Annotated in this window: 19 protein-coding genes and 1 CRISPR repeat array; of the genes, 13 read left to right on the plus strand and 6 right to left on the minus strand. The window is 40.3% G+C overall.

Annotation, left to right across the window (positions count from 1 at the left end):
• Nucleotides 1-18: 18 nt before the first annotated feature.
• The 4 genes from DBK98_RS12740 to DBK98_RS12755 are packed head-to-tail and all read left to right on the plus strand — an operon-like array spanning nucleotide 19 to nucleotide 4074.
• A complete protein-coding gene (locus DBK98_RS12740) occupies nucleotides 19-882 on the plus strand; it encodes an SDR family oxidoreductase (RefSeq protein ID WP_005817163.1) in 864 nt (287 codons plus the stop codon).
• Entirely contained in the window at nucleotides 879-2090 is a 1212-nt protein-coding gene (locus DBK98_RS12745) for a glycosyltransferase family 4 protein (RefSeq protein WP_032536429.1), read from the plus strand. The genes DBK98_RS12740 and DBK98_RS12745 overlap by 4 nt, the downstream gene beginning before the upstream one ends.
• A 22-nt stretch (nucleotides 2091-2112) precedes the next feature.
• Nucleotides 2113-3120: an NAD-dependent epimerase/dehydratase family protein gene (locus DBK98_RS12750; protein ID WP_032536428.1), complete on the plus strand. Its 1008-nt coding sequence runs from the start codon at nucleotides 2113-2115 to the stop codon at nucleotides 3118-3120.
• A gap of 3 nt (nucleotides 3121-3123) precedes the next feature.
• Nucleotides 3124-4074, plus strand: coding sequence for a glycosyltransferase family 4 protein (locus DBK98_RS12755; RefSeq protein ID WP_032530624.1), 951 nt, complete (start codon nucleotides 3124-3126; stop codon nucleotides 4072-4074).
• A gap of 241 nt (nucleotides 4075-4315) precedes the next feature.
• On the opposite strand, the gene DBK98_RS23265 is transcribed toward DBK98_RS12755, so the two are convergent.
• On the minus strand, nucleotides 4316-4552 hold the full coding sequence (locus tag DBK98_RS23265; RefSeq protein ID WP_032558201.1) for a hypothetical protein: 237 nt from the start codon (nucleotides 4550-4552) through the stop codon (nucleotides 4316-4318).
• A 241-nt stretch (nucleotides 4553-4793) separates the two neighbouring features.
• A CRISPR array of direct repeats spans nucleotides 4794-5174; the repeat unit is 35 nt; unit sequence GTCTTAATCCTTATTATACTGGAATAGATCTACAT.
• A 788-nt stretch (nucleotides 5175-5962) separates the two neighbouring features.
• Here DBK98_RS23265 and DBK98_RS12760 point away from each other — a divergent pair.
• Together DBK98_RS12760 and DBK98_RS12765 are read left to right on the plus strand one after the other, a co-directional pair.
• Nucleotides 5963-6442, plus strand: a complete 480-nt coding sequence (locus tag DBK98_RS12760) for an HU family DNA-binding protein (protein WP_005808839.1) — start codon at nucleotides 5963-5965, stop codon at nucleotides 6440-6442.
• A 54-nt stretch (nucleotides 6443-6496) separates the two neighbouring features.
• Complete coding sequence (locus DBK98_RS12765) at nucleotides 6497-6592, plus strand: smalltalk protein (RefSeq protein ID WP_005786866.1); 96 nt, start codon at nucleotides 6497-6499, stop codon at nucleotides 6590-6592.
• A gap of 41 nt (nucleotides 6593-6633) precedes the next feature.
• Here DBK98_RS12765 and DBK98_RS12770 read toward each other — a convergent pair whose 3' ends face one another.
• The gene (locus tag DBK98_RS12770) at nucleotides 6634-7812 is read right to left on the minus strand and encodes a dicarboxylate/amino acid:cation symporter (RefSeq protein WP_005808836.1); all 1179 of its coding nucleotides are present in this window, start codon (nucleotides 7810-7812) and stop codon (nucleotides 6634-6636) included.
• A 132-nt stretch (nucleotides 7813-7944) separates the two neighbouring features.
• Between DBK98_RS12770 and gnd the strand changes: the two genes are divergently transcribed.
• The 7 genes from gnd to DBK98_RS12805 all read left to right on the plus strand — a co-directional run bounded on the left by gnd (nucleotide 7945) and on the right by DBK98_RS12805 (nucleotide 16126).
• Nucleotides 7945-9420 (plus strand): decarboxylating NADP(+)-dependent phosphogluconate dehydrogenase, encoded by a 1476-nt coding sequence (gene gnd, locus DBK98_RS12775; protein WP_005808835.1) that lies wholly within the window; start codon nucleotides 7945-7947, stop codon nucleotides 9418-9420.
• 14 nt (nucleotides 9421-9434) lie between these two features.
• The gene (gene zwf, locus DBK98_RS12780; RefSeq protein ID WP_032536427.1) at nucleotides 9435-10931 is read left to right on the plus strand and encodes a glucose-6-phosphate dehydrogenase; all 1497 of its coding nucleotides are present in this window, start codon (nucleotides 9435-9437) and stop codon (nucleotides 10929-10931) included.
• Entirely contained in the window at nucleotides 10928-11644 is a 717-nt protein-coding gene (gene pgl, locus DBK98_RS12785) for a 6-phosphogluconolactonase (RefSeq protein WP_032536425.1), read from the plus strand. The genes zwf and pgl overlap by 4 nt, the downstream gene beginning before the upstream one ends.
• A 356-nt stretch (nucleotides 11645-12000) precedes the next feature.
• Nucleotides 12001-12225 (plus strand): hypothetical protein, encoded by a 225-nt coding sequence (locus DBK98_RS12790; protein WP_005808830.1) that lies wholly within the window; start codon nucleotides 12001-12003, stop codon nucleotides 12223-12225.
• 222 nt (nucleotides 12226-12447) lie between these two features.
• The gene (locus DBK98_RS12795) at nucleotides 12448-12762 is read left to right on the plus strand and encodes a hypothetical protein (RefSeq protein WP_032536424.1); all 315 of its coding nucleotides are present in this window, start codon (nucleotides 12448-12450) and stop codon (nucleotides 12760-12762) included.
• A gap of 441 nt (nucleotides 12763-13203) precedes the next feature.
• Nucleotides 13204-15267: a sugar-binding protein gene (locus DBK98_RS12800; RefSeq protein WP_032536423.1), complete on the plus strand. Its 2064-nt coding sequence runs from the start codon at nucleotides 13204-13206 to the stop codon at nucleotides 15265-15267.
• Nucleotides 15268-15316: 49 nt separating this feature from the next.
• On the plus strand, nucleotides 15317-16126 hold the full coding sequence (locus tag DBK98_RS12805) for an RNA methyltransferase (RefSeq protein WP_032536422.1): 810 nt from the start codon (nucleotides 15317-15319) through the stop codon (nucleotides 16124-16126).
• A 105-nt stretch (nucleotides 16127-16231) separates the two neighbouring features.
• Here the strand turns inward: DBK98_RS12805 and uraH are convergent, their stop codons facing one another.
• The 4 genes from uraH to DBK98_RS12825 all read right to left on the minus strand — a co-directional run bounded on the left by uraH (nucleotide 16232) and on the right by DBK98_RS12825 (nucleotide 19487).
• Nucleotides 16232-16654, minus strand: a complete 423-nt coding sequence (uraH, locus tag DBK98_RS12810) for a hydroxyisourate hydrolase (protein ID WP_032536441.1) — start codon at nucleotides 16652-16654, stop codon at nucleotides 16232-16234.
• A gap of 46 nt (nucleotides 16655-16700) precedes the next feature.
• Nucleotides 16701-16805 carry a hypothetical protein gene (locus tag DBK98_RS23630; RefSeq protein ID WP_198286613.1) on the minus strand — a complete coding sequence of 35 codons (105 nt, stop codon included), beginning with the start codon at nucleotides 16803-16805 and terminating at the stop codon, nucleotides 16701-16703.
• A gap of 262 nt (nucleotides 16806-17067) precedes the next feature.
• Complete coding sequence (locus DBK98_RS12820; protein ID WP_032536421.1) at nucleotides 17068-18741, minus strand: S41 family peptidase; 1674 nt, start codon at nucleotides 18739-18741, stop codon at nucleotides 17068-17070.
• Between the two features lie 11 nt (nucleotides 18742-18752).
• Nucleotides 18753-19487: an outer membrane beta-barrel protein gene (locus DBK98_RS12825; protein ID WP_050503203.1), complete on the minus strand. Its 735-nt coding sequence runs from the start codon at nucleotides 19485-19487 to the stop codon at nucleotides 18753-18755.
• Between the last annotated feature and the right edge of the window lie 93 nt (nucleotides 19488-19580).

Consider the following 19580-nt stretch of genomic DNA (forward strand, 5'->3'; position numbering starts at 1 on the left):
CCTGTTTTTTTATTTTTTATGGTTAAAAAGAAGATTCTGTTGTTCGGCGCCACAGGTATGGCCGGGCATATGGCTTATTATTATCTGCAATGTACGGGGAAATACGATCTTGTGAATGTAGTTTATCGTACCCAATTGACTGATGATAGTATCGTTGTGGATGTGACGGATGGGGATGCTGTCAGTCGGCTCGTTCGTGAAGTCCGTCCCGATTTTATCCTGAATTGTATTGGCGTATTGATAAGAGGTTCCAGAGAACATCCGGACAATGCTATTCTGATAAATGCATGGTTCCCTCATTTGCTCAAGAAACTATCGGATGAAGTGGGAGCAAAGTTGATTCATATCAGTACGGATTGTGTTTTCTCCGGTAAAAAAGGCAACTATTCAGAAACTGATTTCCGGGATGCTGACGATGTTTATGGTCGTAGCAAAGCACTCGGTGAGATAATCAATGACAAAGATCTGACAATCCGTACTTCTATCATAGGTCCTGAATTGAAGGAGAATGGCGAAGGCTTGTTTCATTGGTTTATGCATCAGCATGGTTGTGTGAATGGTTTCCAGACTGCTATTTGGGGAGGTGTGACCACTCTGGAATTGGCGAAAGCCATTGATGTGGCCATCGATCAGGGAGTAACCGGTTTGATACAACTGAGTAATGGCCTTGGTATAAGTAAATATGATTTGTTACATCTGTTTTCCCGTATATGGCACAAACAAGATGTTGAGATCCTGCCATTTGATGGAAATGGAATAGACAAGTCGATCGCAAAGTCCGCAAGATTTAGTTATGTTGTACCCGGATATGAAGAGATGCTTCGGGAACAATATGATTGGATGCAGAATAAACAGGAGCTATACCGAACTCTATATTTATGAAAATATTATTGGTTTCCCAATACTTCTGGCCAGAGACATTTCGTGTTAATGATTTGGCGCAAGAGCTTGTATTACGGGGTAACGAAGTGACAGTCTTAACAGGAAAACCTAATTATCCTCAAGGGGCTATTTATAAGGGATATAGTTTTTGGGGCTATAAAAAAGAATATTATAAAGGTATTGAACTGATTCGTGTTCCGTTAATACCTCGTGGTAAAGGTTCAGGGTTGCGTTTGGCATTGAATTATTTGTCTTTTGTATTGTTTTCTTGTTTATACATACTTTTTCATAAGCGAAAGTTTGATATTTCTTTAACATTTGCAATTTCTCCTATTACTCAGGTGTATGCAGCTCTACTTCACAAAAAGCTGTTTGGTAGTCGTGCTTATCTTTGGGTTCAGGATTTGTGGCCTGAAAGTGTGTCCGCTGCGGGTAAGATGAATTCTGGTTTAGTATATCGGATGTTAACTAAGATGGTACAAAGTATCTATCAAAAAGTCGATGGGATTTGTATACAGTCGGAAGCCTTTAGTCAGTCCATACTGCAAAAAGGAGATTATAAGCATAAAATTAGTTATATTCCTAACTGGGCTGAAGATTTGTTCACTGATGATTCTTTGATTAATAAGGAACATTTTAAGTCGTTGATCCCTGATGGATTTGTTGTAATGTTTGCTGGTAATATAGGAGAGGCCCAAGATTTTGATTCAATATTGAAAGCTGCCATTCGGACCAAAGAGTATAAAGATATTAAGTGGGTAATTGTTGGCGATGGACGAAAAAAAGAGTTTGTAGAGCAGCAAGTTAAAGAGTTGAATTTATGTGATACTGTTTTTTTATTAGGACGCTATCCTTTGGAAGACATGCCGGATCTGTTTATTCATGCAGATGTAATGCTTGTCTCTTTAAAAGACCAGAATATTTTTTCTTTAACTATTCCATCAAAGATACAATCTTATATGGCTTTTGGAAAACCTATTATTTCTATGATAAATGGTATTGGTAATGAAATAATAAAGGAGGCAAACTGCGGCTTTACAGCTAATGCCGGAGATTTTGAATCGTTGGCAAACAATGTGAAAAGATTATCTCGAATGGATAAAAATATGCTGTATGAAAAAGGGAGAGCCGGGAAGGAATATTATCAATTATCTTTTGCAAAGAAAAAGATAATTGATAATTTAATAGAAGTTTTTCAATCTGAGTGATTTATTTAAATAATGGAATTAAATGAATATTCTTATTACAGGGGCTTATGGATTTGTAGGCACTAATCTGATTAATAATTTAAAAATTAAACACAACCTTTACGGACTTGATATCGTGTGTCCGACAAGAGAAGGTGTACTGAAAACATTTTGTTGGAAAGATATTGATCCAGAGTCATTCCCATTACAAACTCTCCCCCAATTTGATGCAATCATTCATCTTGCCGGAAAGGCTCATGATACGAAAAACCAATCAGCTGCTCAGTCTTATTTTGATATTAATACCGGTCTGACTCAAAAGATATTTGATTTCTTTTTGGAGTCTTCTGCGAAGAAATTCATATTTTTTAGTTCAGTAAAAGCTGCGGCTGATAGTGTAGTGGGAGATATGCTTACTGAGGATGTTATTCCGGCTCCTGTTGGTCCTTATGGGGAAAGTAAAATAAGAGCTGAAGAGTATATAAAGGAACATTGTGTATTTCCTGCTGTCTCTTCCTGCGAGTGTTCTCCTTTTCGGGAGATGACTTCGCTTACAGAAAAACAGGTTTATATATTAAGACCTTGTATGATTCATGGTCCGGGGAATAAAGGAAATCTGAATCTATTGTATAATGTGGTGAAGAAAGGAATTCTCTGGCCATTGGGTGACTTCGAAAATCGTCGTTCGTTTACTTCAATTGATAACCTATGCTATGTGATTGAGGGATTATTGACTAAAGAGGTACCTACGGGCATTTATCACATGGGGGATGATGAAGCTTTATCAACAAATGAGTTGATTGCCATCATGTGTGAGGCAATGGGAAAACAGCCCCATATCTGGAAGATGAATAAGGGCTTTATGGAAGGATGTGCCGGACTGGGAACTTTACTCCATTTGCCACTGAATACGGAAAGGCTTCGTAAACTGACAGAGAATTATGTGGTAAGTAATGCTAAGATCAAAGCTGCTCTCGGGATTGATAAAATGCCTGTGACAGCTAAAGAGGGATTGATTAAAACCATTCGTTCATTTGAAGAAACTAAATAAGTTATGTACTATTTAATAATCCTGGTTCTGCTATTCTTAGTAGAACTTTTTTATTTCCGTATTGCTGATAAATGCAATATCATCGATAAACCGAACGAGCGGAGTTCGCACACCCGGATCACTTTGAGAGGGGGAGGAATCATTTTCTTCTTTGGCGCATTAGCTTACTTTCTGACGAATCAGTTTGAGTATCCTTGGTTTATGCTGGCTCTGACATTGATTACTTTTATCAGTTTTGTAGACGACATTCGTTCTACTTCTCAGGGGTTACGTTTGGTGTTTCATTTTACGGCGATGGCTTTGATGTTCTATCAATGGGGGTTGTTCAGCTTGCCTTGGTGGACCATTGTGGTTGCTTTGATTGTTTGCACAGGGATTATCAATGCCTATAATTTTATGGATGGTATTAATGGCATTACAGGTGGATACTCGTTGGTGGTGCTGGCGGCATTAGCATTTATAAATGGGGTATATGTTCCATTTGTAGAGCCGGCTTTGATTTATACCATGCTTTGTGCTGTGTTGGTCTTTAACTTCTTCAATTTCCGGAAACAGGCAAAGTGTTTTGCGGGGGATGTAGGTTCGGTTAGCATTGCTTTCGTGATCCTCTTTCTGATCGGTATGTTGATAATCCGTACGGAAAATTTCAGCTGGATTGTCTTGTTGGCAGTCTATGGGGTGGATAGTGTGCTGACAATAATTCATCGGTTGATGTTGCATGAGAATATTGGTTTGCCACATCGGAAACATTTGTACCAGATTATGGCAAATGAACTGAAAATTCCTCACGTGGTGGTTTCATTGGTGTATATGTTGGTGCAGGCAGTAGTTATAGCCGGGTATCTTCTATTTCCGGGGAATGAATATGGGTATTTGTCGGGTACCATTATTGCGCTGAGTTTGGTCTATATTCTATTTATGAAGCGTTTCTTTTGCTTGCATCAAGCGAAGTGATATTGGAAATATTATGCTTTCTGCCATAGGTCTAATATATTCTAAAAAATAAGATAAGTTATAGTCGGATAAATAATAGGGTTACAAAACAATATTATATAGAGTTAACTCCCGATTGCCCATAAGGCGATCGGGAGTTTTTTTATCTGTATGCAAGGGAAGGCATTTTTTGTCAGATTGTAAAACAAGATAAATTGATAAAGTCAAAAGCCAGACGAAATACGTCTGGCTTTTGACTTTATTATAACTTGGAGAGAAACACGCACGAGGCCGAATGCTTACGCTTTAATAAGAAAAAACAGACACTGGCTGAATCAGATAACTCAAGTTTCGGAAGTGAATCTACACCGTCTGAACCGGTATCTTCATCCTTATACCTTTCTTCAATTAACATTGTTAACGCCTTTTTCAGGTTGTCAGGTTCTTGTGCGCAAATAACAAGTCTTATGCATTTAAAGAACTTGTTATTTACATCCAAAGAATAAGCTTTAACTCTGTGTTAAAACAAAGCTTTTGAGGATAGAAATCTTACTTTTTAAAGATGTTGATTTTCAGATGGTTTAGTCTAAAATTCGCTTCTCCGCCTCACGAATGGGCTTTTCGGGCGAAAGCCGGGATACTTGCTTTCTTGTCAACTATAAACGAGAGCTTACACTTCCGAAAACTGAATTAGATTCATGAGTAGAAGAAAGCTTACCACCAAATTTGAAGAAGAACCAACCGTTAGCCTTATTATACTGGAATAGATCTACATTCTACAATTGGCTGGCAAAAAAAGCAATTGCCTTCGTCTTAATCCTTATTATACTGGAATAGATCTACATTGTAAGGAGCTATATTGGAATGAAGCTCCGGAAGTCTTAATCCTTATTATACTGGAATAGATCTACATACCAATGACACCATTACCTATGTAACCAAGAACGTCTTAATCCTTATTATACTGGAATAGATCTACATTGTTAAAGTAACCCTTGAAGGTGTTATGGCTTGGGTCTTAATCCTTATTATACTGGAATAGATCTACATTGATAAAAATTTTTCATGCCGCACAACGCATCGGGGGTCTTAATCCTTATTATACTGGAATAGATCTACATACTCTGATTATTAGACTATTATATATTCTTAAATGTATTTGTCTGTGATCATAATAGGTTGTAAACCAGAATAGTAGATGCGAATCTAAGTCTTTTTTCGCAAAAGTAGGTCTTTTTTTCTGTAATTCTGATGTGTAAATAGTGATTTTTTGACCTAAATGATTGATAATTAGAATGCTGTGTAAACTTCATTTTTCGCAAATAATCGTTGGATATTTAGGGGTGGGCGAGTTTCGAAAACAACCCTAAAACTATGTTGCGTAAGTTGCTGATATATAGAACAATATTTCAAAGAGCGCATAACATATCAATCCTTTTTTCGCAAATGATTTGCTAATATACGTAAAAGCTATTATTTGCGCATCTCTTTTTACACTTATTTTTTCTTAATATAGAATAATCTTCATATTATCAGATGACTAAGTTTTTTCTTTTTTTCGCAAAAGAATTTAGAAAAAAACTATTTCGAGTGAATGCGGGGAATCTTCAAGATGCCTATGAGAGGTTTTTGCAGCTAATATTTTACTACCAAAAGGTTTGATTTGTCTCCCAAAACAAAAGTGAACACTATCGTGTGGCAACTACGGGCGAATGGCTTTGCGTTTCTTTGAATGAGGCTCCTAAAATTATTGTGCAGATAATAAGGGTGTTACAACTTTTTCTGAGAAAACTGCTTTCCGGACCGTTTTTTCCTTTGTCGATAATTTGTAAATCTTCATCTTTGCAGTGTTGATCAACGAAATATGAATGAAACGTAGTAGTAACATTAGTAAAGAAGGAGAAAAATTATGCCTTTATTTTATAGAGCGAGACAATCGCAGTTGAAAACGAAAGAGGGAAAGAAACAGTGGCACCTGACTCTGGTGAAAGTTGGAAAAATGGTAACTTCACAACAGTTGGCCGAAGTAATAGCTGAAAAATCATCGTTGACACCGGGTGATGTTCATAATGTGATTCGTAACCTGATGACTGCCATGCGTAAAGAATTGTTAAATAGCCGTTCGGTACGTCTGGAGGGATTAGGTACTTTCACGATGAAAGCTTGTACACAAGGGAATGGGGTAGATCAAGAGGAGGAGGTGAATCCGAATCAGGTGAAGGCTCTTCGCTGCCTGTTTACCGCGGAATATACTCGTCCGGCAGCTATCGGTACTACCCGTGCTTTGCTTCAGGGAGTGGAATTCCAGAAAGCCAGTGCGATAGGGGGAGCAATTAATGGTGGATCGGGTAGTGGAGATGGAGATATTGTAGATGATCCGACAGCTTGATAAAGTTTATTGCAGATATAATAATTATTGTAAATGAAAGGAGGTATGAAGAATATGAAGAAAACGGGATGGAATATTATATTGAAGTTGATTATTGCTGTGGCAAGTGCTGTAGCCGGTGTAATCGGTGGGCAGGCTATGACATTATAAAACGGAATTAATAACCAAACAGGGTGAACTCCCGATAGCCATTAGAGGCTTTCGGGAGTTTTTCTTTTCCCCATGATCTTGTCTATAATCAGAGCGATGGCTCCATCACCGGTTACGTTACAAGCTGTACCGAAACTGTCCATAGCGATATAAAGGGCGATCATCAATGCCTGAGCTGATTCGTCGAAACCGAGCATGGACTGGAGGATACCTAAAGAAGCCATAATAGCGCCTCCAGGAACGCCGGGAGCAGCAATCATCGTAATGCCGAGCATGAAAATGAAACCCGCAAACAGGGAAAAATCGAAAGGCATGCCCTGCATCATCATTAAGGCTAAAGCACAGGCCACAATCTTCAGGGTACTTCCGGATAGATGAATGGTGGCGCAAAGCGGGATGACAAATCCGGCTATATCGGCTGATACACCGTTCTTCTTGGTCTGCTCGAGTGTGACAGGGATGGTGGCGGCTGACGACTGAGTACCTAAAGCGGTGAAATAAGCCGGCAGCATTCGTCCCAACAGGCGGAACGGGTTTTTACGGACGAACAATGCCGCAATGCAATATTGAAAAACCAGCAAGAAAATATGCAGTATAAAAATAACGCCGATAATCTTGATAAATACCATAAGGATGGAGAATACTTGTCCGGAGTGTGTCATGTTAAGGAAAATGCCAAAGATGTAAATGGGCAGTAACGGGAGGATGACTGCGCTTATCATACGTACGATAATCTCTTGAAAGTCTCGTGCTACGTTTTTCAAGGCGTCACTATGCAGGCTTGCCAACCCCAGGCCGAGGGTAAAGGCAAGGACCAGTGCCGTCATAACATTCATCAAGGGTGGAATGGCAACAGAAAAATAAGGGAGGATTCCTTGTGCTTCGCTCACTTCGTCGAGAGGTGCTCCGGGAGTAATGAGCGAAGGAAAAATGGCGGCTCCGGTAAAGTAGGACAGAAATCCGGAGAAAAGAGTGGCACCATATGCAATGAGTGCCGTCACGAGTAGCATTCGTCCGGCCCCTTTACCAATATCGGCTATGGCAATGGTGACCAGTCCGAGGATGATAAGTGGTATGGAGAAATTTAGAAACTCCCCAAAGATGGAGTTGAAGGTCACGAACAGCCGTACCAAAGGTGTCGGCAGGAAATTTCCGATAGCAATACCAAGTATAATAGCTATGATGATACGTGGCAAAAGTCCTATGTGTATTTTCTTCATTACGAGGTTTTAGAAGTTTGTTGCAAAAGTAATATTTTATTCTGAAACTATCCGAACAAATATTTTCGATATGTGTTATAAATAATAAGAAATAGAACAAAATATCAACTAATTTAGATACATATTACAATTATGGCAACTCAGAATAAAACAGATATAGGCCTGATTGGTTTAGCTGTGATGGGAGAAAATTTAGCTCTGAACATGGAAAGCAGAGGTTGGAGCGTATCGGTGTATAATCGTACGGTGCCGGGTGTGGAAGAAGGAGTGGTGGAACGTTTCATCAATGGAAGGGCTAAAGGCAAGCATATAGAGGGCTTCACGGATATAGAGGCTTTTGTAGAATCGATCGCTTTGCCTCGTAAGATAATGATGATGGTGCGTGCCGGTAGCCCCGTAGATGAGCTGATGGAGCAACTTTTCCCGTATCTTTCTCCGGGTGATATATTGATTGACGGTGGTAACTCAAATTATGAAGATACAAACCGCAGAGTGAAACTGGCAGAGTCGAAAGGCTTTCTGTTCGTCGGTGCCGGTGTGTCGGGTGGAGAAGAGGGAGCCTTGAATGGAGCTTCTATCATGCCGGGCGGTTCGGAAAAAGCATGGGAGGAGGTAAAGCCCATCTTGCAGAGCATTGCAGCCAAAGCTCCCGATGGCAGTCCGTGCTGTCAGTGGGTGGGGCCTGCCGGATCGGGACACTTTGTGAAGATGATCCATAACGGGATAGAGTATGGTGATATGCAGTTGATTGCTGAAGCTTATTGGGTGATGAAAGAACTGCTGGATATGACTAATGAAGAGATGGCATCTGTGTTCACCCGTTGGAATGAAGGTAAGTTGCGGAGTTATCTGATAGAAATCACAGGCAATATACTTCGTCATAAAGATAAGACAGGGGCCTATCTGATTGATAAGATTCTGGATGCTGCCGGTCAGAAGGGGACAGGTAAATGGTCGGTGATCAACGCCATGGAATTAGGTATGCCATTAGGATTGATAGCTACGGCCGTTTTTGAACGTAGCTTGTCGGCTCAGAAGGAACTGCGTGAAACCGCCGCCCGACAGTATCAATCTAAACATTCGATGGCTGTATATAATAAACAAGATACGGAAAAAGAGATTTTCGCGGCATTGTATGCTTCGAAACTGGTTTCGTATGCTCAAGGGTTTGCGGTATTGCAGCGCGCTTCCGATGCGTTTGGATGGAGCCTCGATCTGGCTTCGATTGCACGGATGTGGAGAGGTGGTTGTATTATTCGCAGTGTTTTCCTGAATGATATTGCTGCGGCATTTGAGGCAAAAGAAAAGCCTAAACATCTGCTGCTGGCTCCTTATTTTGAAGAAGAGATCAAAGGGCTGTTGTCCGGGTGGAAGAATCTGGTGGCACAGGCCATGCGTGAGGAACTGCCTGTTCCGGCTTTCTCTTCGGCTTTGAATTATTTCTATTCGTTGGTGTCTGCTGATCTTCCGGCTAATCTGGTGCAGGCACAGCGCGATTATTTCGGTGCTCATACATTCGAGCGAAAAGATGAGTTACGAGGAGTCTTTTTCCATGAAAACTGGACTGGGCACGGAGGAGATACAAAGTCGGGTACGTATAATGTATAAGCAGAAAAAGAAATATGAGTAAATTTGTAATGACTATCTTTGGTGCTTCGGGTGACTTGACGAAGCGTAAGTTGATGCCGGCATTGTATTCGTTGTATGTAGCCAAGCGTCTTCCGGAAGAATTTGAAATTCTTGGGGTGGGACGTACGGTTTATGAAGATGCGGACTATCGGGCTTACATTTATAGTGAGATGGAAAAGTTTGTGAAGCCGGAAGAGCAAAGCAAGGAGAAGATGGAAGCTTTTGTTGCACATCTTCACTATCTGGCAATAGACCCGGCAGTGGAAAACGGATACGCACAACTCCGCCTGCGAATTGAAGAACTGAGTGGAGACAGCCGACCGGATGACTTGCTGTTTTACCTTGCTACGCCTCCATCATTGTATGGAGTGATTCCGTTGCACCTGAAGTCGGTGCATCTGAATAAAGGCCGTGCGCGAATTATCGTTGAAAAGCCATTCGGGTATGATCTGGAATCAGCTGAGAAACTGAATAAGATCTATGCTTCTGTATTCGACGAACATCAGATTTACCGAATCGATCATTTCTTAGGTAAAGAAACAGCTCAGAATTTGTTAGCTTTTCGTTTTGCCAATGGTATTTTCGAGCCTCTATGGAACCGTAATTATATAGATTATGTGGAAGTGACTGCCGTGGAGAATCTCGGAATCGAGCAACGCGGCGGTTTTTATGATACGACGGGTGCACTGCGGGATATGGTACAGAATCATCTGATCCAACTGGTGGCATTGACTGCTATGGAGCCGCCTGCTGTATTTAACGCGGATAATTTCCGTAATGAAGTGGTGAAGGTATACGAGTCTCTGACTCCTTTGACCGAAACGGATTTGAGTGAGCATATTGTTCGCGGGCAATATACGGCCGGAGGAAATAAAAGGGGATATCGGGAAGAGAAGAATATTTCGACGGATTCACGTACAGAGACTTACATCGCAATGAAACTGGGTATTAGTAATTGGCGGTGGAGTGGAGTACCTTTTTATATCAGGACCGGAAAACAGATGCCGACAAAAGTGACCGAGATAGTGGTGCATTTCCGTGAAACTCCGCACCAGATGTTCCATTGTGCGGGTGGTAATTGTCCGAGAGCAAATAAGCTGATTCTGCGTTTACAGCCCAATGAAGGTATTGTATTGAAATTTGGCATGAAAGTACCCGGACCCGGATTTGAGGTCAAACAGGTAATGATGGATTTCAGCTATGATCAGTTGGGAGGTGTTCCCAGCGGAGATGCTTATGCCCGTCTGATAGAAGACTGTATCCTGGGTGACCAGACTCTCTTTACACGGAGTGATGCAGTAGAAGCATCCTGGCATTTCTTCGATCCGATTCTGCGTTATTGGAATGAACATCCCGAGGCGCCGTTGTATGGTTATCCTGCTGGAACTTGGGGACCTTTGGAGAGTGAAGCTATGATGCATGAACATGGTGCTGACTGGACCAATCCATGTAAGAATTTAACAAACACAGATCAATATTGCGAACTATGAAACCCTATATTTTTCCTTCGTCCATAGAGACGGCACGCGCACTGATATTACATTTGGTAAAACTGATGTTAGATGAACCGGACAAGACTTTCTGCATTGCATTTAGTGGTGGAAGCACTCCGGCACTGATGTTTGACTTATGGGCGAATGAATATACGGATATCACTCCTTGGGAACGACTGAAAGTGTTTTGGGTGGATGAGCGCTGTGTGCCTCCTGAGAACTCGGATAGTAATTATGGCATGATGCGGTCGTTATTGCTGAGCGTTGTACCTATTCCATACGAAAATGTATTTAGAATACAAGGGGAGAAGAATCCGAAAAAGGAAGCCGCCCGCTATTCAAAACTGGTGATGAAAGAGGTACCGATGGAGAATGATTTTCCGGTGTTTGACGTAGTGTTGTTAGGAGCGGGTAATGACGGACATACGTCGTCTATCTTTCCCGGACAGGAGGAACTGCTTTCAACTGATCATATATATGAGGCAAATTTTAATCCGAATAACGGCCAAAAGAGAATAGCTTTGACAGGACTTCCGATTTTGAATGCCCGCAGGATCATTTTTCTGATAACGGGAAAGGTAAAAAGTCCGGTTGTAGAAGATATCTTCTATTCGGGGGATACCGGGCCGGCCGCTTATATAGCGCATCACGCCGATAACGTGGAGTTGTTTATGGATAATGCGGCTGCCGAAAAGGTTGTCAGCAGATAAGAAATAAAAAAACGTCCGATCTTCACAGACCGGACGTTTTTCGTTCTATTTGAATACGTTATTTACATACAACAATTAAACAGTATGATAATTAAAATAACAACTCAACAAAATGGAATCCGGGAGAATCACTTCGGCCGGATTGGCTTATCTCACTTAAATGTGACTTACGTAATAATTATGACTAATTAATGTATTGGCAAAGATAGCTGGTTTGGTGTTGTGGAGCAATCACTCGATTTAGGTATTGTGAAGAGGTCAATCACTATAAGTAGGGATCGGACCGCAGGGAAAAGGGGAGTGTGTTTTGTTTTTATGCTCTTTAAGTTGTAAATTTGCGGAAAAACAAGAGTAAGATGGAATATAAATTTGACGAACAAAGTGTGAAAGAATTAATGGAATGGGCACAGACAGCACAGTTGCCTCAGGAACTTGAACTGAGTAAAGCGGAGCGCATTTTCGATGTGAAACTTTGTGTGGAATCTGATTTGTCCTGCATCAGGGCCCATTATCCGGATGCTTTTTACAATCCGGCTATTACTCGCCTGTATCGTATCAGGGAGAAGCTGGAGGAGAAGTGACTTAAAAGTATGTAATCAATTTGCGATTCTGTGGAATTTTTCCACAATAAATGTGGAATACTCCTTCATATTCCACTATTCCAATGGAAGCTGTTTTTATATAATTGCCTGAAAATGAGTTGTTGATCTGGATTGGTATATGTCTGGCATGTGTATTGCATTATAATATTCAGATGTTTAGTTATAGTTAGTAGATCTAAAACAATTAAGTTTTCAAGAATTATGAAAAAGGTATTAGTAGCATTGGTAATAGTAATGGGATTGGGATTTTCAGTAGTAAAAGCAGATGAACCTCTAAAGAAAAAATCTGCGAAAGTGGAACAGAGGGACTCACGGGAAGATTTTACGCCAATCGAGGTTAATAATCTTCCTGAGGCAGTGATTGATGAGTTATCCTGTGAGGGAGCACTGATTAAAGAGGCTTTTATGGCCTATAGTCGTTCGGAAGGTAAACTCTACAAAGTGATTATATTATCGAGCGATTTTCATGAACAGGCAGTGTTCTTGAATGAAAGAGGGAATATACTGAATAGATAGTTTCCCAATTTTTGAAGAAAGCACACAACTGAATTTATGTTAAGCCTCGGTTCGAAAGAACCGGGGCTATTTTTTTGTTCAGGAGAAATGATTCTGTATTTGAGAGGTAAATAGAATGGTTTGAAATTTATATTTATTTCCGCTTTTCCCCTGCCATACTTTTGTACTGTAGGCTTGCAGGGACAGGAGATTTGCAGACAGAAATGACTAAGAACTTATCTAAAATGCCTGGCCTGAAATAAGGAAGACAGTGGATAAGGCACGGGTTATATAGGCAGTGAATAAATGGCGGCATTTGTTCACTGCCCGTTTTGTCGGATTTATCAAAAAAGTAAATAAAAAAGTCATATCTACTTTATGGAAGTTATAATTATGGGTGGTATTATTTACGGGTTTCAGAATAATTCATATCTTTGAAGCTGTAACTAAAACTAATCAATAATGAAGCAAATACATTTAGATTGCCTGGCAGTGAAGCTGTTTCTCTTTTTTTCTCTTTTTAGTTTGCCGTCCGGGGCACAGAGCATTTTTCAGAAATACGATCGTTTCCTGACGGAACCTCGTTCATACGTGTGTTATCGTGTGGACGGTAAACTGAAAATAGATGGTAAACTGGATGAAGTTTCATGGCAGAAGGCAAAATCGACAGCTCCGTTTGTAGATATCAGTGGCGAAGGATTCCCTACGCCCAAATATGAAACTACAGCTAAGATGTTGTGGGATGATGAATATTTGTATGTCGGGGCAATTTTACAGGAAGACGACATCAAGGCACGTCTTACTCAGCGGGATACCATTATTTACTATGATAATGATTTTGAGGTTTTTATAGATCCTGATTGGGATGGACACAACTATTTTGAAATAGAGACCAATGCCCGGGGTGTTATATTCGATTTGATGCTGGACAAACCTTATCGGTCGGGAGGCAACTTTATGGTGCAATGGGATTGTCCGGGATTAAAGTTGGCTATTCATCGTGAAGGTACGTTGAATAAATCGAAAGACAAAGATAAATATTGGAGTGTGGAGATGGCTATTCCTCATAAGGCATTGACTATGAATTTTAACAACCCGTTGAAAGCAGGCAATTGCTGGCGAATTAACTTCTCACGGGTACAGTGGTTGAAAGCCGGAGGGCCTGAAGAAAATTGGGTTTGGACACCTACGGGAAAGGTGGATATGCACATGCCGGATCGTTGGGGATATTTGTTTTTCGCTGACGAGGCAGTAGGAGCGCCCGAACGTACTGTTGCGCTACCGTATAATACTGCTGTGTATAAACTGCTTTGGGCTATGTTCTATGCACAGCAGGAGAGATATGCAAAAGAGAAAAGCTATTTACGTACGGAAAAAGATTTTTTCCTGACGGATGCGGAGTTGAAAGGACTCCCGCAGGGTGCGCAAATCTCAGTTGACGCTACCCGGAATACATACCAGATAGCTATTACTGTTCCGGGTGAAAACAAGCGTTACGTTATTAATAATGAAGGACGTTTCTGGACAGAGAAGATTGCTCCGCGTCAGGTGAAGAACTGGGTATGGACACGTATAAATAAGAATAAAAGTGAAGCAGATTACCGTCAGTGGTTTGCTTTGCTTAAGGAGTGCGGAATCAGTGGGGTGATGTTTGAAGGGTATGATGAAAATCTATATCGCATGTGTAAAGAAGCCGGTCTTGAGGCCCATTTCTGGAAATGGACAATGAATCGTGCGGAACTGCTGAACGTGCATCCCGATTGGTTTGCGGTGAACCGCAAGGGGGAATCTACGCATGATAAACCTGCTTATGTGGATTATTACCGTTTTCTCTGTCCTAACCATGAAGGAGTGGCGCAATACCTGGCGGATGATTATGTGAAAATAGCTCATTTGCCTTATGTAGATGGGGTACATCTGGATTATGTTCGTTTTCCGGATGTGGTTCTGCCTGTCAGTTTGTGGAAAAATTATGGCATAGAACAGACGAGTGAACATTTTGAATATGATTATTGCTATTGTGAGGTTTGTCGTGCCAAGTTTAAGGCGCAGACGGGACGTGATCCGTTGGAATTGAAGTATCCGATGGAAGATCAGTCGTGGATCAATTTTCGTTTGGATGCCATTACCCGTGTTGTAGACCGGATTACTGAAGCGGTGAAAGCTGACGGAAAAGCAATTTCTGCCGCAGTATTCCCGGGACCTTCTATGGCCAAGAAGATGGTACGTCAGGATTGGGGAAATTGGACACTGGATGCTTATTTCCCGATGATCTATAACGGCTTTTATTACGAAGGGCCGGAGTGGATCGGACGTTCGGTTCAAGAGAGTGTGAAGACGGTTGACGGACGTGCGAAAGTGTATGCAGGATTGATGTTTCCTGATATAAAAAATGATTTTGAGAAAGCATTGGATGAGGCGTTTGATAATGGTGCGTCCGGTGTCTCTTTCTTTGACGGACCATCGGACGAATATCTTCATAAATTTAAAGCTTATCTGGATAAGAAGGGATTAAAAACGGAATAAAGCCTGTGAAATATGAATGCTTTAATCAAATGTTATAAAGGATAACAATATGCCTATTATCGAAATATCATCCTTGTCCCATCCCGGAGTAGAGATATTCAGTACCCTTACCGAAGCTCAGTTGCGTAATCGCCTCGAGCCTGAAAAGGGGTTGTTTATAGCGGAAAGTCCCAAAGTCATTAAAGTGGCTTTGGATGCAGGCTATGAACCTTTAGCAATTTTGTGTGAGCAAAAACATATCACGGGGGATGCTGCGAATATCATTGAACGCTGTGGTGATATACCCGTCTATACAGGTGACAGAGAACTGCTTGCTACGCTGACCGGATACGTTTTGACACGTGGTGTACTTTGTGCCATGCGTCTTCCGGTTCCGCGAAGTATGGAGGAAGTATGCCGGAGAGCCAGGCGCATCGTGATCATAGACGGGGTGGTGGATACTACCAATATCGGTGCCATCTTCCGTTCGGCGGCCGCTCTCGGAATAGATGCGGTATTGCTTACGCGCAACTCTTGTAGTCCATTAAACCGACGTGCGATCCGGGTGTCTATGGGGGCGGTCTTCCTTGTACCATGGACTTGGCTGGATGGTCCTCTCAGTGATCTGGCTCGGTGGGGCTTCCGTACGGTTGCCATGGCGCTTACGGATAATTCTATTTCCATCGATGATCCTGTGCTGACAACCGAACCCAAGTTGGCTATTGTGATGGGTACCGAGGGAGACGGGCTCTCGCATGAGAGGATTGCCGAAGCGGACTATGTCGTTCGCATCCCTATGTCACATGGGGTCGATTCGCTCAATGTGGCTGCTGCGTCTGCCATCGCTTTCTGGCAACTTCGTGCTGAGAAAGAGTATTAGTGAATACAAAGAGTAGTGTATAATGTAGAAGAACAGAAATGAAAGATAACAAGTAAGGCAGCCTCATAAAGCTGCCTTACTTTATAAATTGTAATAAGGAATATATTAATTCCCTCTGTATGTAGAATACCCGTTGGCTGACATAGTAATCGGAATATGATAATGCTTTTTGCCTTCAATTCTAAATATAACTTCGACAAACGGATAGATTGATTTTAAGCCTTGTTTCAGGAAATAAGGCTCTGTATAAAATTTAAGCATATATATACCTGTATTATCCTCTATGCCTGGTAAAAAATTGGAGATTCTTCCATTTACATCAGTCTTGCCGGTTGCAATCTGTTTCCATTGGCTTGGGGTGGAAGGATTTAATTTATAGAGGGTGATGTCAACTCCTTGTGCCGGTTCTCCTTTACTAATATCAAGTATGTGTGTACTTAGCTGATGGCTTTCTGTTTGGGCATAGATAGAGAAGGGTAGGAGGGATAAAATAATAATTACCGAGAATTTCTTGATTAGTTGCGTCATATCTGTTTTCGTTATTATGATTATATAATTAACAAATAAATTGAATTTATGTTTGGTTTGGATCAAAGATGGATCTCCATACCGACTTACCCTCTTTAACTGACAACCATACCAGATATCCGCCACCAATTTCACAAATGCCGGCAAGCAAGTATGAAGACTAAAATAGTTCTTAATATAAGCATATATTCATTTTTTTATTATTGGGTCACAAATATAGTTTAAAAAGAGAAGGATGAAATCAACTGGCTTCGATTTACATTCTCAAATTTGCTATGCCGGGAGGGATGCCGCTTGATATCCCGTCAATGATTGTACACTGAATACAGGGCACATCATGACCGGAACATCAATGCGGCAATTAATTTTTAGTCGATTCCCGGCTCTCTCCGGTCTTAATCGTAAAAGGGCTGTTAATTGTTGGTTAATATTTCTACAGCCTGTTTTAACGTGCGATCAATATGGGTATAAGGTGAAAGGGCCATTTCATAAATTTCTTCTTCGGTTAGTGGTTCCATTAGGAAGTCCGGTTTAATCCCGATTCCTTCTATTACAGTATGAGTTGCATCCTGCATTGCAAGTAAAGGCATATAAAACTCTAAGTAATCACCGACTTTACCTCTCAGCCCTCCGTTAAACTGATCCGAATCTCCTAATCCGGCAGTTGCACCGGCACTATAATGTCCTACGACAGTGACATGTTTCCCCTGGCTTTTTAGCATTAGGGTACTGATTTCAGACATACTTGCACTGTTCTTGTCTAAGAGAATAACTACCGGTATTTCTTTTTTTATCCCAATGTCTGTTGGCTTTGTCATGCAGGGTGTCCATGGGGTATAACTGAATGGATTATTGTCTTCTTTGAACCTCTGGTAGCCAAAGATGGCGTCTTTGGTGATAAAGCGATCTGTAAATGTTCTTGCATCAAGAACCATACCACCACCGTTTCCTCTAAGATCCAGTATTATCTTTTTTATATCCCCGTTTTTGAGAGGTATCAGGAAATTCTTATAGAAATCTATCTTATATTGATTGTTGATAACATTATCTATATCCGAGAGAAAAACTGTATACTCACATGCTAATTGTAAATGCTCGGTCGAGCGTTGTTTAAACCACTTGGTATAATTCGGATTTAGTTTAAACTCTTCCAGACCGCTTAGCTGTAATAGCTCTAAATTTATATTGGGTGCATTCTTTTTGGCTTTGAGTAATGCCTCGACAAAACTCTCGTCTATAGTTTCAGATTGCTTAAAGTTCTCTATTTTTTTTATTGCATCTTGCGCGATCTCGGACATCATGAAAGAGTTAAACTTATCTATATATTCTATAGACTTCTCAATCAGGACACTTTTTACAGCAGGGTCTTTTATTTTCGCTTCAATGGTATCTCTTATCTCTTTTCCTGTTAAATAATACGGGCTTTTATCATCTATAACCAAGTATTCATCACCAAAAGAAACTATATAATCATTACTTATTGTAAACGACTTAAAACCGAAATAGTATATGTCGGGATTGTCTGATAAGAAGCCACCTAACATATCATTTTTATGTCCGAATACTCCTGTGTCAGGTTGTATCTTAGGTTTCATATATTCATACTTTAGATCAAAAGGATAAGCATATATCTTGTCTTTACTCTTCATTCCACCATAAAAAATGGTGCTTTTGAAATAACTATGTGACACGGGAAGTGCTATTTTTACATAGAAATGTTGGTCTATGATAGGATCAATGATTTCTGTAAAGTATTCTATTGCTCTGTTACAATCATCTGATATTTCAGCTTTGGTATACTGTTTATCCCTGTTAAACGTTTTTAATTCTTTGAACTTTGGAGTATATTCTTTATATATCGCTTCCCAGTTCAAACTACTCTGTTCGTAAAAATAATTGTATTTCTGGTTCATTGTATTCCAAAACACATCGAACAGGTCAGAATATGATTTTATATCACTTGCTGTATACCGTGTTGGTTCTTTGGTTGATTCTGTAACGTCTTCAACGCAACTTCCAGAAATAAAGAGCACAAGAAATAAAAGAAAGAAGTGACGTAATGTCCAATTATATTTTTTAGTTTTCATAATCTATAGTTTTAGAATTTATAGGCGACGCCCAATGATATTATGTTTGAGATTCTTCTCGATTTACGATTCGAAGAAGTTTTTGCTTTGTATATGTCGGTTAGACCATACTGATAGGTATATGAAGCAAAAACATCGATCTTCTTAAAAGAATAACCGATTTCTCCTGTGCCCTCTATCCCGAACAGGTTTCTTTTCAAGTTATTTTCATTTCGCTTGAAATCATACGTTTCATTCACTTGAGCTCTGATATAGGAACCGTCTTTCTGTAATTGTGCAAAGATCGGGTATTCTCCTTTCCGGTGCATTCTTGTAAAGTATTCATAGTAAACACCGCCTTGAATTTTGAGCCATACACCATTCTCTTTATAAGGGTTATTGAAAATATATAACCCTACATTCAGCGGTACATTCATAAAGTTGTTTTTATACAGTGTATGCGTTCCCGTAATATTATCCGTCTTTTTATATTCATAGTTTCTTTGTATGAATCCCAGACCTGTTCCCACAATAAAGTCTTTAAAGAAGTTATATTCAAGATTTACACCGGTTGCAACCCCTGTTTGGGTATTGTAACGTGTATTGACCAGATTGGAAACGTCGCTACTTAAAATACTCTTGGAGATACCGACATCCAAACTAACTTTTAATTTCTGTGCTTTTACAGATGAAGGAATTGTTATAATTCCTAACAGAATGAAAATTGCTACTTGTTTTTTCATAAAATTAATGTTTAAATTAAACAAAGAACCAAACGGATGTTGTGGTTCGAATAAGTAAATTATGGTGGATTAAATTAGGTATAATACGAACAGGTATCGACTGTGTATTAATGTTGT

This window comes from Bacteroides sp. PHL 2737 (genome assembly GCF_004115325.2).
In the GTDB taxonomy this organism is placed as follows: Bacteria; Bacteroidota; Bacteroidia; order Bacteroidales; family Bacteroidaceae; genus Bacteroides; species Bacteroides hominis.